The 14,370-nt window shown below is 72.7% G+C and carries 14 protein-coding genes; 6 read left to right on the top strand and 8 right to left on the bottom strand.

From position 1 onward, the window contains the following. Positions 1 to 32 precede the first annotated feature (32 nt). Together acnA and LOC65_RS00710 are read right to left on the bottom strand one after the other, a co-directional pair. Positions 33 to 2,759: an aconitate hydratase AcnA gene (gene acnA, locus LOC65_RS00715; RefSeq protein WP_230246212.1), complete on the bottom strand. Its 2,727-nt coding sequence runs from the start codon at positions 2,757 to 2,759 to the stop codon at positions 33 to 35. A gap of 95 nt (positions 2,760 to 2,854) precedes the next feature. After that, positions 2,855 to 4,195 (bottom strand): NAD(P)H-dependent oxidoreductase, encoded by a 1,341-nt coding sequence (locus LOC65_RS00710; RefSeq protein ID WP_230246210.1) that lies wholly within the window; start codon positions 4,193 to 4,195, stop codon positions 2,855 to 2,857. Positions 4,196 to 4,382: 187 nt separating this feature from the next. Here LOC65_RS00710 and LOC65_RS00705 point away from each other — a divergent pair, with 187 nt between their 5' ends. Then, entirely contained in the window at positions 4,383 to 4,946 is a 564-nt protein-coding gene (locus LOC65_RS00705) for an antitoxin Xre/MbcA/ParS toxin-binding domain-containing protein (RefSeq protein WP_230246208.1), read from the top strand. Then, entirely contained in the window at positions 4,947 to 5,426 is a 480-nt protein-coding gene (locus LOC65_RS00700; RefSeq protein ID WP_230246206.1) for an RES family NAD+ phosphorylase, read from the top strand. Between the two features lie 40 nt (positions 5,427 to 5,466). Here the strand turns inward: LOC65_RS00700 and LOC65_RS00695 are convergent, their stop codons facing one another. Continuing rightward, a complete protein-coding gene (locus LOC65_RS00695) occupies positions 5,467 to 5,697 on the bottom strand; it encodes a DUF6429 family protein (RefSeq protein ID WP_230246205.1) in 231 nt (76 codons plus the stop codon). A gap of 148 nt (positions 5,698 to 5,845) precedes the next feature. Between LOC65_RS00695 and LOC65_RS00690 the strand changes: the two genes are divergently transcribed. Continuing rightward, positions 5,846 to 6,073, top strand: coding sequence for an addiction module protein (locus LOC65_RS00690; RefSeq protein ID WP_164964009.1), 228 nt, complete (start codon positions 5,846 to 5,848; stop codon positions 6,071 to 6,073). After that, on the top strand, positions 6,070 to 6,363 hold the full coding sequence (locus tag LOC65_RS00685) for a type II toxin-antitoxin system RelE/ParE family toxin (RefSeq protein ID WP_230246204.1): 294 nt from the start codon (positions 6,070 to 6,072) through the stop codon (positions 6,361 to 6,363). The genes LOC65_RS00690 and LOC65_RS00685 overlap by 4 nt, the downstream gene beginning before the upstream one ends. Positions 6,364 to 6,424: 61 nt before the next feature. Here the strand turns inward: LOC65_RS00685 and hutF are convergent, their stop codons facing one another. Genes hutF through hutC form a run of 5 tightly spaced genes read right to left on the bottom strand, consistent with a single transcriptional unit; the run spans position 6,425 to position 10,947 of the window. After that, positions 6,425 to 7,780, bottom strand: coding sequence for a formimidoylglutamate deiminase (gene hutF / locus LOC65_RS00680; protein ID WP_230246202.1), 1,356 nt, complete (start codon positions 7,778 to 7,780; stop codon positions 6,425 to 6,427). Further along, positions 7,768 to 8,559 (bottom strand): N-formylglutamate deformylase, encoded by a 792-nt coding sequence (gene hutG, locus LOC65_RS00675; RefSeq protein WP_230246200.1) that lies wholly within the window; start codon positions 8,557 to 8,559, stop codon positions 7,768 to 7,770. Before hutG ends, hutF begins: the two co-directional genes overlap by 13 nt. After that, positions 8,556 to 9,758, bottom strand: coding sequence for an imidazolonepropionase (hutI, locus tag LOC65_RS00670; RefSeq protein WP_230246198.1), 1,203 nt, complete (start codon positions 9,756 to 9,758; stop codon positions 8,556 to 8,558). Before hutI ends, hutG begins: the two co-directional genes overlap by 4 nt. Continuing rightward, on the bottom strand, positions 9,749 to 10,234 hold the full coding sequence (locus tag LOC65_RS00665) for a HutD family protein (RefSeq protein WP_230246196.1): 486 nt from the start codon (positions 10,232 to 10,234) through the stop codon (positions 9,749 to 9,751). Before LOC65_RS00665 ends, hutI begins: the two co-directional genes overlap by 10 nt. Further along, entirely contained in the window at positions 10,231 to 10,947 is a 717-nt protein-coding gene (gene hutC, locus LOC65_RS00660) for a histidine utilization repressor (RefSeq protein ID WP_230246193.1), read from the bottom strand. Before hutC ends, LOC65_RS00665 begins: the two co-directional genes overlap by 4 nt. Positions 10,948 to 11,031: 84 nt before the next feature. Between hutC and hutU the strand changes: the two genes are divergently transcribed. Beyond that, positions 11,032 to 12,723, top strand: a complete 1,692-nt coding sequence (hutU, locus tag LOC65_RS00655; protein WP_230246190.1) for a urocanate hydratase — start codon at positions 11,032 to 11,034, stop codon at positions 12,721 to 12,723. 2 nt (positions 12,724 to 12,725) lie between these two features. Beyond that, positions 12,726 to 14,276: a histidine ammonia-lyase gene (hutH, locus tag LOC65_RS00650; RefSeq protein ID WP_230246187.1), complete on the top strand. Its 1,551-nt coding sequence runs from the start codon at positions 12,726 to 12,728 to the stop codon at positions 14,274 to 14,276. Positions 14,277 to 14,370 lie beyond the last annotated feature (94 nt).

Genomic DNA, 14,370 nt, shown 5'->3' with positions numbered 1-14,370 from the left:
GCGGCCCGGTGCCGCGGCGGGTGAGGGCGCGTTCAGCCGGCGAGCAACTGGCGCAGCACGTACGGCAGGATGCCGCCGTGGCGCCAGTACTCGACCTCGATCGGCGTGTCGATGCGCAGCGTCACCGCCAGTTCGCGGCGCGTGCCGTCGGCGGCGGTGACGACCAGCGTCGCGTCCGACAGCGGCTGCACCGGCACCGCCAGCCGCACGTCGACGGTCTCGTCGCCGGTCAGTCCCAGGCTCTGCCAGGACTCGCCGGGCTTGAACTGCAGCGGCAGCACGCCCATGCCGATCAGGTTGCTGCGGTGGATGCGTTCGAAGCTGCGCGCGACGACGGCCTTGATGCCCAGCAGCATCGTGCCCTTGGCCGCCCAGTCGCGGCTGGAGCCGGTGCCGTACTCTTCGCCGGCGAAGACCACCGTCGGCACGCCGGCGGCGACGTAGCGCATCGCGGCGTCGTAGATCGGCAGCAGCTCCTTCGTGCTGCGGCCGTCGCGGTACAGCGAGTAGCCGCCTTCGACGCGTGAGCCGTCGTCGCGCGGCGGGATCATCAGGTTCTGGATGCGCACGTTGGCGAAGGTGCCGCGCATCATCACCTCGTGATTGCCGCGGCGCGCGCCGTAGCTGTTGAAGTCCGCCGGCAGCACGCCCTGCTCGAGCAGGTAGCGCCCGGCGGGCGTCGTCTCGCGGAAGCTGCCGGCCGGCGAGATGTGGTCGGTGGTGATCGAGTCGCCGAACAGGCCGATGATGCGCGCGCCGCGCACGCCCGGCTGCACCGGCGGCGGCGCGAGCTGGAAGTCGCGGAAGAACGGCGGCTCGGCGATGTAGGTGCTCTTGGGCCAGCTGTAGACCTCGCCGCCGGCGCCGGCGATCTGCTGCCACAGCGCGCCCGGCTCGGCCTGCACGCGGGCGTAGTTGCGGCGATAGGCCGCGCCGTCCATCGCGCTCCGCATCAGCGCCGCGACCTCGTCGCTGGACGGCCAGATGTCGCCCAGCCAGATCTCGCGCCCGTCGTGGCCGGTACCCACCGGCTCGGTCATCAGGTCGCGCTGCACCGTGCCGGCGATCGCATAGGCGACGACCAGCGGCGGGCTGGCGAGGAAGTTGGCTTTCAGGTTGGGGTGGATGCGCGCCTCGAAGTTGCGGTTGCCCGAGAGCACCGCGGCGCAGACCAGATCGTTGGCCGTGATGGCTTCGTTGATCTCCGGTGCCAGGTCGCCGGCATTGCCGATGCAGGTCGTGCAGCCGTAGGCGGCGACGGCGAAGCCCAGCCGTTCCAGGTAGGGCAGCAGGCCGGTCTTCGTCAGGTAGTCGGTGACGATGCGCGAGCCCGGCGCCAGCGAGGTCTTGACGTGCGGATTGACCGTCAGACCGGCCTCGACCGCCTTCTTCGCCAGCAGGCCGGCGACCAGCATCACGCCGGGGTTGCTGGTGTTGGTGCAGCTGGTGATCGCGGCGATCAGCACGTCGCCGTCGCGCAGTTCCAGGCCGTCGCGCGTCTTCACCGCCTGCCCCAGGCGCGCGGCCGGCTGGTTGAAGCCGTTGGCGGCCACCGGCGCCGAGAACAGCTCGCCGAAACGCTGCTTGACGTCGCCGATCTCGATGCGGTCCTGCGGCCGCTTCGGCCCGGCCAGGCTGGGCGCGACGGTCGCCAGGTCCAGCCGGATCAGCGTGCTGTAGTCGATCGCGCCGGCCGCCGGCACGCCGAACAGGCCCTGGGCGCGGAAGTAGGCCTCGAAGGCCTCGATCTCGGCCGTCGTGCGTCCGGTGCCGGCGAAGTAGTCGACGGTCTTCTCGTCGACCGGGAAGAAGCCCGTCGTCGCGCCGTACTCGGGCGCCATGTTGGCGATCGTCGCGCGGTCGGGCACCGACAGCGAGCGGGTGCCTTCGCCGCAGAACTCGACGAACTTGCCGACCACCTTCTCGCGCCGCAGGATCTCGGTGATCGTCAGCACCAGGTCGGTGGCGGTGACGCCTTCGCGCAGCCGGCCGGTCAGCTCGAAGCCGACGACGTCGGGCGTCAGCAGGTAGACCGGCTGGTCGAGCATCGCCGCCTCGGCCTCGATGCCGCCGACGCCCCAGCCGACGACGCCGACGCCGTTGATCATCGTCGTGTGGCTGTCGGTGCCGACCAGCGTGTCGGGGTAGAAGACGCCGTCGGCGCCGCGGTGCACGCCGCGCGCCAGGTACTCCAGGTTCACCTGGTGCACGATGCCGAAGCCCGGCGGCACGACGCCGAAAGTGCTGAACGCGCCCATGCCCCACTTCATGAACTGGTAGCGCTCGCGGTTGCGCCTGAACTCCAGCTGCATGTTCAGGTCCAGCGCCTTGGGGCTGCCGTAGTGGTCGACCATCACGCTGTGGTCGACGACCAGGTCCACCGGCACCAGCGGCTCGATGGTCTTCGGGTCTCGCCCCAGGCGCTGGGCGACGTTGCGCATCGCCGCCAGGTCGGCGAGCAACGGCACGCCGGTGAAGTCCTGCAGCACGACACGCGCGACGACGAAGGGGATCTCCTCGGTTCGCTGCGCGTTCGGCGCCCAGCCCGCGAGCTGCTCGACGTGTTCGGCCGTGACCTTGCGGCCGTCGCAGTGGCGCAGCACGCTTTCCAGCACGATGCGCAGCGACACCGGCAGCCGGGCGACACCCGGAAAACGTTCGGCCAGCGCCGGCAGCGAGAACAGGTTGCCTGCGTCGCCCGACGCCGTCTCGAAGCGGCGGATCGTCTCGGCGAACGGGTGGGCGGCGGTGCGGGGCATGCGGTTCCTCCGGTGGCGTGGACCGCAGCCATTGTGGGCAGGACGGGGAGGGCGGCAGGGCGGTGGGGCGATAGCGGCGACGCCCGCCCGGCCGGTCAGGCCAGCGCTTCCATCTCCCGCCGCAGCCGCCACGCCGGCAGCTCCGGCCGCGCGACGACGTCGTCCCAGCACAGCATCTGCCCGGCGGCGACCGGGCGCTTCAGCACCAGATCGTGCGCCAGCCCGAGCGGCAGGCCGCCATGGAAGCGCGACGCGTCGGCCGGCTGCAGGCGGCCGAGCACCGTGTAGCCGCCTTCGCCGTCCAGTCGCTCGCCGACCTGCAGGTCGCGTTTGGCGGTGGCAACGACGTCGGCCACCCAGGCGGTGGCGGCACCGGTCGCCTCGCCACGCAGCGCGACGCTGGCGACCGAATAACCCACCTCCAGGCCGATCAGGTGCCAGCGTTTGTAGAGCGTGAAGTAGCGCCCGCTCGGGTCGGTCTTGGCGCCGTACTCCTCGAAGCAGTGGCGCACGTAGTCGGCCTCGCCTTCGACCGTCACCCAGACGCCCATGCGGATGTCGTAGTCGATCGGCGTGCCGTCGCGGCGCAGCGAGGAGATCACCTCGACCATGCCTTTGCGCTCCAGCACGCCGCCTTCGGCCTGCGGCCGGGTGACGCCGGGGATCTCGTCGATCGCCGCCGGCGGGTACAGCAGGCCGCCCGAAGGCACCGCCAGCCCGGTGGCGTTGGCCACCGCGGCGCATTCGATCGCCGGCTTGGAGCCGTCGAGGAAGCTGTTGAACATCTTCGGGTTCAGCCCGCCGCGGTCGGCCTGTTCGGGCGTCAGGCCGTAGTGGCCCCAGACGGTCTCCGGCGTCGACTGCGCGAACTGTGGCAGCCACTTGTGGCCGCGTCCGGCGGCGACGACCGGGAAGCCGCAGGTGCGCGCCCAGTCGACCAGGTCGCAGATCAGCGCCGGCTGGTCGCCGAAGGCCAGCGAGTAGACGACACCGGCCTCGGCCGCACGCCGCGCCAGCAGCGGGCCGCAGAAGGCGTCGGCCTCGACCGTCACGTTGACGACGTGCTTGCCCTCGGCGAACGCGGCCAGGCAGTGCTCGACAGCGGCCACCGGGTGGCCGGTGCATTCCACGATGACGTCGATCGCCGGGTGCCGCACCAGCGCCTGCCAGTCCTCGCCGACGTGGGTGCGGCCGTCGGCCAGCGCGGCGTCCAGGCTGGGCGCGGTGGCGCGTGCCGGGTCCCAGCCGACACGCTCGAGGTTGCGGCGCGCGCCGTCCGGCGACAGGTCGGCGATGCCGGCCAGGTGCACGCCGGGCGTGTTCGGCACCTGCGCCAGGTACATCGAGCCGAACTTGCCGGCGCCGATCAGGCCGACGCGGATCGGCCGGCCTTCGGCGGCGCGCCGGCGCAGCTGGGTGTGCAGGCCGGTCTTCATGCCGGGCGGCGCACGCGGCGCGCGAGGGGGCAAAACAGCATCGGGATCCTTGTTGTGGGGGCAGACGGCTTGACAAGTGTCATGTCGGGGCTGGGGCGGCGGTGTTCGGGTGAACCCCGTGCAGATCCCAGCGCGAGCTGAGCCCGTTTGGGATCGGCTGTTGTCTCAAATGAGACGAGGTGTGGCGATGAGCGTGATGGAGAACAGGGTTCGCAGCGAGGCCGCCGCATCCGCCACCGGCCGGCGCGCCCCGCTGCGCTCGGCGTCGTCGACGGGTGACGAGTTGCTGAGCCGCCTGCTTCAGGCCGATCCGAGCCAGGAGCCCGGCTTGTTGCAGCGACTGGATGCCTTGTCGCCGCTGCAGACGGTCACGCTCGTCAAGACCGGTGTGCGCGCCGGGTGGGTGCCGCCGCTGGCCAGCAGCCTGGGCATGAGCCGCGACCGGCTCTATGCGACGCTGGGGCTGCCGCGCGCGACGATGGAGCGCCGCCTGGCCAAGGATGAGCCGCTGTCGGCCGAACAGAGTTCACGCGTGCTCGGCATCGCGCGCCTGATCGGCCAGGTGCAGGCCATGCTGGACGAGTCGGGCACGCCCGCCGGCTTCGACGCCGGTGCCTGGGTGGGGCGCTGGCTCGGCGAGCCCGTGCCGGCGCTCGGCGGCCGCTGCCCGGCCGAGTTGATGGACACCGCCGAGGGCCAGATGCTGGTGGCCAACCTGCTGGCGCGCGCTCAAAGCGGCGCCTACGCCTGAGTGTTCGTCTGGCGCATCGCCAGCGACACCCGCGACTTCCTCGCCGAGGACCTGTCGGGGCGTGGCGCCGAGAAGACCGGCGGCCGCTGGAACCGTGCCGGCAGCCCGGTCGTCTACTGCGCCGGCTCGATCGCACTGGCCTGCCTGGAGACCGTCGTGCATCTGCAGGTCGCCGGCCTGCCGCTGAACCGCTTCCTGGTGCGGGTCGACATCCCCGACGAAGTCTGGACCCGCCGCCAGACGCTGCAGGCGGCGTCGCTGCCGGTCGGCTGGAGCGCGATCCCCGAAGGCCTGGTGTCGGTCGAACTCGGCCAGCGCTGGCTGGCGTCGATGGCGTCGGCCGTGCTCGAACTGCCGTCGGTCATCGTGCCCGAGGAGAACAACTGCCTGATCAACCCGCGCCATCCGGACGCGACGGGCATCACGGCCTTGAAGCTCAGGAACTGGAGTTATGACGGGCGGTTCGACCGCAGGGCGTAGGCGCCACCGAAGGCACGCATTAGGTGCCTGGGTGCTGCATTCAATCCGGTGCGCCGAACAGCGATTGAAGCAATGCCAGGGCTGTCGCCTTGCCCTGTGCCGTGAACACCACCGACCTGGCCTTTCCGGCCGGGTCTGAGATCAGCCCCTTGGCGTGCAGCCGGTCCAGGGCGTCCCAGTCGAAGGACTTCCAGGCGCGTTCGCCTTCATGCAGCCCCAGCAACAGCAGAGCGAGAACGGCGTCGTCGATGCGGTCGGTGTCGAGTTTCATGGTCGCGATGTTCGCGGCATCGGTGCGTCGAACGCAAACGGGGCGCCCGCTTCGCTCGCGGGGCACGGGCTGGGGCATGTGAAGCGGCGCGGCCTTCCGTCCCGGTTGTGGCAAGCTACCCCAATGAAGCATCCCCCGCGAGGCGCCCATGTCGAGCAAGCTTGAAGTCCTGCAGGCCGAAGTGCTCCGCCTGTCGCCCGCCGACCGCGCCCGCCTGCTCGACCGCCTGATCGCGAGCCTGGACGTGGACGCCAAGGCCGAGGCGGTGTGGGATGAATTGGCAGATCGTCGCGAAATCGAGCTCGCTGCTGGCGAGGTGGCGGCCGTTTCCCTGGACATCGCCGTCGCGCGGCTGGAGGCTCGCTTTCCGGGATGAAGCTCGTTCTCCATCCAGCGGCCGAACAAGACCTGCTGGACGCGGCCGCCTTCTACGAGCGCGAAGGATCTCCGGCACTGGCTGCGCGGTTCGTCGCCGAGTTCAAGCGGACGGGCGCTCTGTTGGCCAGCCAGCCCGAGATTGGAACTCCCCGCAGCCGGGGACGCCGGGGATTGGCGATGGCCGTCTTCCCGTACACGCTGATCTATCGCGTCGACGGCGACTCGCTCAAGATCCTCGTCGTCAAGCACGACAGCCGGCGACCCGGCTACGGCGGCTCCCGGTCCTAGGAGTCCAGCGGGAACGTCCTGCGTCCCGTCGCGCGATGCTGCCGGCGAGGCCCGCCTTCGCTCAGCTTTCGGTCCAGATCTCCGCCATCACCGCCTCGAACCGCGCCCGGATCCCCTCCCGATCCGGCGCCACCCAGCGCCCGCCGACCAGCGTGCGCTTGAACGGTGCCGCCGGCGCGCCGAACACCAGCCCGTCGAGGCGGTGACCCGGTGGCAGGCCCGCCAGCGCCGGTTCGACCGGGTCGAGTTCGACCAGATCGGCCCGCGCGCCGACCTCCAGCCCCCAGCGCGCGAAACCCGCGGCCGTGCCGCCGCCGGCGCGCAAGCGCTCGAAGAGTCGCGCCGCGCTCGATGGTTCGACTCCGGGGGCTGCCGAGACGTTGCGCCGCCGGTGCAGCAGCCGCTGCCCCCATTCCAGCCAGCGCAGCTCCTCGGGCCAGGCGCGCACGACCTGGCTGTCCGAGCCGACCGCCAGCGGCACGCCGGCGTCCAGCCAGCGTGGCAGGTCGCAGAAACCGTCGCCCAGGTCGGCTTCGGTCGCCGGGCAGATGACGACGCCAGCGCCGCTGGCGGCGACGGCCGCGATCTCGTCGGGCGTCGCATGCGTCGCGTGCACCAGCTGCCAGCGCACGTCCAGGCCGGCATGGCGCGCCAGCCACTCGATCGGCCGGCAGCCGGTGGCCGCCAGGCAGTCGTCGACTTCGGCGGTCTGCTCGGCGACGTGCACGTGCAGCGGGCCGTCGCAGGCCGCGGCCAGTTCGGCGATCGACGCCGGGCGCGCGGCGCGCAGCGAATGCACCGCGGCGCCGACCGTCACGCCGGGCCGGCCGCGTAGCGCGTCGGCGATCTCGCGCACCTGGCGCGGCGTCGTCGCGAAACGGCACTGGTCGGGGCGCAGCGCGTCGGCCTGGAAGCCGGCGCGTTCGTACAGCACCGGCAGCAGCGTCAGGCCGATGCCGGCGTCCTGCGCCGCGTCGGCCAGCGCCAACGACATCGCCGCCGGGTCGGCGTAGGCGCTGCCGTCCAGGTCGTGGTGCAGGTAGTGGAACTCGCAGACCTGGCTGTAGCCGCCGGCCAGCAGCTCGGTGTAGAGATGGGCGGCGACGGCGCGCAGTTGCTCGGGCCGCAGCTTCGCCGCGACGCCGTACATGCGGTCGCGCCAGGACCAGAAGTCGTCGTGCGCGTCGTCGCGGCGTTCGGACAGGCCGACGAAAGCGCGCTGGAAGGCGTGGCTGTGGGCGTCGACCAGCGCCGGCAGCACGTCGCCGGCCAGGCGTTCGGCGCCGGGCGGCGGCGCGACGCCGCAGTCGATGGCGGCCCAGCAGCCGTCGGCGCCGGCGGCCAGCCGCACCTGCTCGCGCCAGCGCCCGCCGACCCAGGCGCGTGGCGCCCAGAACTCGCGGTTCACGGCCGCCATGCGAGCAGGGTCTCGGCCAGCGTGCGCAGCACGGCGCGCGCGTCGGCGGCGCGTGCCGCGTCCCAGACCGGCGGCATGGCCTCGGCCAGGTAACACGGCCAGGTCATCTCCATCTGCACCGCGTGCACGCCGTCCTGCGGACGTCCGTAGTGGCGCGTGATGTAGCCGCCCTTGAAACGCCCGTCGACGACGTGGCCGAAGCGGCTCTGCGCCGCCAGCACCGCGGCCAGGCGCTCGCGCAGCGCCGGCGCGCAGGCGCTGCCGGCGGCCGTGCCGAGGTTCAGGTCGGGCAGCCGGCCGTCGAACAGCCAGGGCAGCTCGGCGGCGATGCTGTGGCCGTCGAACAGCACGACCTGGCCGTGTTCGGCCTTCAGCCGCGCCAGCTCGCCCTGCAGCGCCTCGTGGTACGGGCGCCAGTAGGCGGCGACACGGCGCTGCACCTCGGCCTCGTCGGGCGCGCGGCCGTCGCGGTACAGCGGCTCGCCGCTGAAGAAACGTGTCGGGCACAGCTCGGTGTTGTTCTGGCCCGGGTACATCGGCGTGTTCTCGGGCGGGCGGTTCAGGTCGACGACGTAGCGTGCGTAACGCGGAACGATCAGACTGGCGCCGAGTTCGGCCGCGAAGTCGTAGAGCCGATCCAGGTGCCAGTCGCAGTCCTCGACGGCCAGCGCACGCGGCAGCAGCGCGGCGGCGACCTCGGGCGCGATTTCGGTGCCGGCGTGCGGCACGCTGATCAGCAGCGGGCGCGTGCCGCGGTGCAGGGTGTAGGTCTCGTTCATCGTGCGATGCCTCCGACGACGGTGCCGCGGCAGGGGGCGCGGCCCATCCAGTAGGCCAGTTCGGCCGGGTGGCCCAGGTCCCAGACGGCGAGGTCGGCGCGCTGCCCGGCCTCGAGCCGGCCGCGGTCGGCCAGGCCCAGCGCGCGTGCGGCGTTGACGGTGAAGCCGCGTAGCGCTTCTTCGGGTGTCATGCGGAACAGCGTGCAGGCCTGGTTCATCACCAGCGTCGGCGACAGGATCGGCGAGGTGCCCGGGTTGTGGTCGGTGGCCAGCGCGACGGGCACGCCGGCCTCGCGCAGCCCGGCCAGCGGCGGCAGCTTGGTCTCGCGCAGGCAGTAGAAGGCGCCGGGCAGCAGCATCGCGACGCTGCCGGCGGCGGCCATCGCACGCACGCCGGCCGGCGACAGCCATTCCAGGTGGTCGCAGGACAGCGCGCCGTGGCGCGCCGCCAGCGCCGCGCCGCCCTGGTCGCTGAGCTGTTCGGCGTGCAGCTTGACCGGCAGGCCCAGTGTTCGCGCGGCGGTAAAGAAACGTTCGACCTGCGCCGGCGTGAAGGCGATCGTCTCGCAGAAGGCGTCGACGGCGTCGACCAGGCCTTGTGCGTGCAGCGCCGGCAGCCAGCCGATCGCGGCCGTGACGTAGTCGTCGGCGCGGCCTTCGTACTCGGGCGGCAGCGCGTGCAGGCCGAGGAAGGTTTTCTTCACCGTCAGCCCGGTCTCGGCGCCCAGCCGGCGCGCGACACGCAGGCAGCGCGCCTCGGCCTCCAGCGCCAGCCCGTAGCCGGACTTGATCTCCAGCGTCGTCACGCCGTCGGCGGCCAGCGCGCGGGCGCGGGGCAGCGCGGCGGCGAACAGCGCCGCTTCGTCGGCGGCGCGTGTCGCCGCCACCGTCGAGCGGATGCCGCCGCCGGCGCGCGCGATGTCTTCGTAGCTCGCGCCCTGCAGCCGCAGCTCGAACTCGCGCGCACGGTCGCCGCCGTAGACGAGGTGGGTGTGGCCGTCGATCAGGCCCGGCGTGACGAGTGCGCCGCCGAGGCGGTGTTCGGCCTCGGGCGCCAGCCCGGCGGGCAGCTCGGCCTCGGGGCCGGCCCAGGCGATCGTGTCGCCGTCGGCGAGCAGCGCGCCGTGTTCGATCAGGCCCCAGCCGGTGTCGCCGGCCAGCGTCACCAGGCGCGCGTCGCGCCAGAGCGTCAGCGCCATCTCAGGTCTCCCGGTTCGATGCCGACCCAGATGCCGGCTGGCGCCGCCGGCGTGTCGTCCAGGTCCCAGAACAGCGTCTGCGTGGCCGGCTCGTACAGCGCCTGCAGCGGCGCGGTGCCGCGCTCCAGCGCCAGGCTGCCGTGCAGATCACGCAGCATCAGGTTCAGCGCACGCGCCCGGCCGCCGTGCACGCGGCAGTGCGGCGGCAGCGCGCCGTCGAAGGCCAGCGGCGGGTCGCCGGGCCGCAGCGCCAGCACACGGTCGTCGAACTCCAGCTCGACCGCATCGCCTTCGACCAGCACGAACCAGCGCCAGACGCCGGGCAGGGCGGAGAACGGCCCGTCGGTCTCCAGCTCGGCCAGGCTCAGCCGCCAGCGCCAGTGGCCACCGCGCGGGCCGGCGACCAGTTCACGGGTGCGTCCGCCGCCGTTGGCCCAGGGCCGCGGCGCGACGTCGGCGGCGTGCACGGTGATCACGGCCGAAACCCGCCTTCGAGGTGGTAGCGCCGGCCCGGGTGCACCAGGCGCGCGATCGTGATCGGGCCGTCGAGGCGGCGCGTGCGGCGCACGACGACGAGGCAGGGGTCGCCTTCGGCGATCGCCAGCTGCCGCGCTTCGTCGGCGCTGGCGGCGCTGGCCTCGACGCTGTACTCGGCTTCCCACAGCGGCGCCACCTGCAGCAGGTAGTGCGTCGGTGTCGTCGCCCTGAAGTCCACGTCCAGATAGCCGGGCGCCGCGGCCGGGTTGACGTAGCGGTCTTCCAGCTGCAGCGGCACGCCGTCGGCGCGGTGCACGATGACGGTGTGGAACACCGGCGCGCCCGGCGCCAGCCCCAGCCGTTCGGCCAGCGCCGGCGGCGCCGATTCCTCGGCCTTCAGCAGGACTTCGGCCTCATGCTGCTGGCCGCGCGCCGCCAGCTCCTCGTGCAGGTCGCGGATCGTCAGCGTCGACGCCAGCCGGTGGCGCTGCGCGGCGAAGGTGCCGACACCTTGCGAACGTTCGACCAGGCCTTCGCCCTGCAGCTCGCGCAGCGCGCGGTTGACGGTCATGCGGCTGACGCCGAACCGTGCGACGAGTTCGGCTTCGGACGGCATCAGCGCGCCCGGCGGCCACTCGCCGCGTTCGAGACCGTCTTTCAGGAAGCGCTTGACCCGCGCGTACGGGGCCTCGGCCGTGTCCGGGGAAACCATGGCCGGATGGTAGTTGCGACGACTTGTCTAGACAAGTACAGTGCAACCCTGATCCGACCCTCCCGCGTCGCCCAGGAGCCGCCCATGTCCGAGTCTTCCGCCCGTCCTGCCGGCCCGCGCCCGGTGCGCTCGCCGCGCGGCACCACGCTGCACTGCGCCAACTGGCTGATCGAGGCCGCCTACCGCATGCTGCAGAACAACCTCGACCCCGAGGTGGCCGAGAACCCCGACGCACTGGTCGTCTACGGCGGCATCGGCAAGGCGGCGCGCAACTGGCGCGCGTTCGAGACGCTGCTCTCGACGCTGGAGCGGCTGAAGCCCGACGAGACGCTGCTCGTGCAGTCGGGCCAGCCGGCGGGTGTGTTCCGCACCCATGAAGACGCGCCGCGTGTGCTGATCGCCAACTCCAACCTCGTGCCGCGCTGGGCGACCTGGGAGCACTTCGACCGCCTCGACCGCGCCGGGCTGATGATGTACGGCCAGATGACCGCCGGCTCGTGGATCTACATCGGCAGCCAGGGCATCGTGCAGGGCACCTACGAGACATTTGCCGAAGCCGGCCGCAAGCACTACGGCGGCAGTCTCGCCGGGCGCTGGATCCTCACCGCCGGCCTGGGCGGCATGGGCGGCGCGCAGCCGCTGGCCGCCAGCTTCGCCGGCGCCACCTCGCTGACCGTCGAGTGCCAGCAGAGCCGCATCGACTTCCGCCTGCGCAGCCGCTACCTCGACGAGCAGGCCGCCGACCTCGACGACGCGCTGGCGCGCATCGCGCGCTACACGGCCGAAGGCCGCGCGGTGTCGATCGGCCTGCTCGGCAATGCCGCCGAGGTGCTGCCCGAACTGGTGCGCCGCGGCGTGCGGCCGGACCTCGTCACCGACCAGACCAGCGCCCACGACCTCGTCAACGGCTACCTGCCGGCCGGCTGGACGGTCGAGCGCTGGCGCGCCGCGCAGGCCGACCCGGCACAGCACGCCGAACTGCGCGCCGCGGCCGCCGCCAGCTGCGCCACGCACGTCAAGGCGATGCTCGCCTTCCACGCGATGGGCGTGCCGACGGTCGACTACGGCAACAACATCCGCCAGGTCGCGCTCGACCAGGGTGTGGCCGACGCCTTCGCCTTCCCCGGCTTCGTGCCGGCCTACGTGCGGCCGCTGTTCTGTCGCGGCAAGGGGCCGTTCCGTTGGGCGGCGCTGTCGGGCGACCCGGAAGACATCCGCCGCACCGACGCCAAGCTGAAGGAACTCTTCCCCGACGACGCGCACCTGCTCCGCTGGCTGGACATGGCCGGCGAGCGCATCGCCTTCCAGGGCCTGCCGGCGCGCATCTGCTGGCTGGGCCTGGGCGAGCGCCACCGCGCCGGCCTGGCCTTCAACGAGATGGTGCGCAGCGGCGAACTCAAGGCGCCGATCGTCATCGGCCGCGACCACCTGGACAGCGGCTCGGTCGCCAGCCCGAACCGCGAGACCGAGGCGATGAAGGACGGCAGCGACGCCGTCAGCGACTGGCCGCTGCTCAACGCGCTGCTCAACACCGCCGGCGGCGCCACCTGGGTCAGCCTGCACCACGGCGGCGGCGTCGGCATGGGCTACTCGCAGCATTCGGGCGTGGTCATCGTCTGCGACGGCAGCCAAGCCGCCGACCGCCGCCTGGCGCGTGTGCTCTGGAACGACCCGGCCACCGGCGTGATGCGCCACGCCGACGCCGGCTACGAGGAGGCGCAGGCCTGTGCCCGTGAACAAGGTCTGGACCTGCCGATGCAGGCACTAGGAGTCTGACGATGCTGCTGCGACCCGGAGAACTCTCGCTCGAACAACTGCAGGCGATCCACGCCGGCGGCCACAAACTGATGATCGACCCGCAGGCGCTGCCCGGGCTGCGCGCCAGCGCCGCCGTCGTGCACGCCGCGGCCACCGGCGAGGCGCCGGTCTACGGCGTCAACACCGGCTTCGGCAAGCTGGCCAGCACGCGCATCGGCGAGGCCGACCTCGACACGCTGCAGCGCAACCTGATCCGCTCGCACAGCGTCGGCGTCGGCGAGCCGCTGCCGGCGCCGGTGGTGCGGCTGATGCTGGCGCTGAAGGCGGCCAGCCTGGCGCGCGGTTTCTCCGGTGTGCGCCCGGTGGTCGTCGACACGCTGCTGGCGGTGCACGACGCCGGCCTCGTGCCCTGGGTGCCGGCGCAAGGCTCGGTCGGCGCCTCGGGCGACCTGGCGCCGCTGGCGCACATGACTCTGGCGCTGCTCGGCGAAGGCGAGTTCCTCGTCGACGAAGGCGGGCGCACCGTGCGCCGCCCGGCCGCCGAGGTGCTGGCCGCGGCCGGCATCACGCCGCTGACGCTGGCCGCCAAGGAAGGCCTGGCGCTGATCAACGGCACGCAGACCAGCACCGCGCTGGCGCTGCACGCGCTGTTCTCGTTCGAGCCGGTGCTGGAGTCGGCGCTGGTGATCGGCGCGCTGACGGTCGACGCCGCACGCGGCAGCGACGGCCCGTTCGACCCGCGCATCCACGCGCTGCGCGGCCAGCCGGGCCAGATCGACGTCGCCGAGGTCTACCGCCGGCTGCTCGCCGGCAGCGGCATCCGCGCCAGCCATGTCGACGGCGACGACCGGGTTCAGGATCCCTATTGCCTGCGCTGCCAACCGCAGGTCGTCGGCGCCTGCCTGGACCAGCTGCGCCACGCGGCGCTGGTGCTGCTGCGCGAGGCCAATGCCGTGACCGACAACCCGCTGGTCTTCGCCGAAGACGGCGCGCTGGTCTCGGGCGGCAACTTCCACGCCGAGCCGGTGGCGCTGGCCGCCGATGCGATGGCCACCGCGATCGCCGAGGTCGGCGCCATCGCCGAGCGCCGCATCGCGATGCTGATCGACGCCAACGTCTCGCGCCTGCCGCCGTTCCTGGCGCGCGAGCCGGGGCTCAACAGCGGTTTCATGATCGCCCACGTCACCGCCGCGGCGCTGGCCTCGGAGAACAAGTCGCTGGCCCACCCGGCCAGCGTCGACAGCCTGCCGACCAGCGCCAACCAGGAGGACCACGTCTCGATGGCCACCTTCGCGGCGCGCCGGCTGCAGCCGATGATCGCCAACGTCGCACGCATCCTCGGCATCGAGTGGCTGGCCGCGGCCCAGGGCATCGAGTTCCTGCGCCCGCTGGCCAGCTCCGAGCCGCTGGAGGCCGCGCACGCGCTGCTGCGCGCCGGCTGCCCGTCGATCGACGTCGACCGCTACCTGGCGCCCGACATCGAGCACGCCAGCGCGCTGGTCGCCGAAGGCGCGCTGGGCCGCATCCTGCACACGCTGCGCGGCCTGCCGCCGCTGTGGACGCCGGCCTGAGCCCGGCCCCCGGCCGCGGCTCAACGTTCGTCCTTGGCGGCCGATAACCTGGGGTGATGCCGGCTGCCCGGCGGGTGGCGGCGTGCCCCCCGCG

This window comes from Rubrivivax sp. JA1055 (assembly GCF_020966565.1).
Taxonomy (GTDB): domain Bacteria; phylum Pseudomonadota; class Gammaproteobacteria; order Burkholderiales; family Burkholderiaceae_C; genus Rubrivivax; species Rubrivivax benzoatilyticus.
The sequence above is the reverse complement of the archived record's forward strand: the minus strand, read 5'-3'. Positions and strand labels throughout refer to the sequence as shown.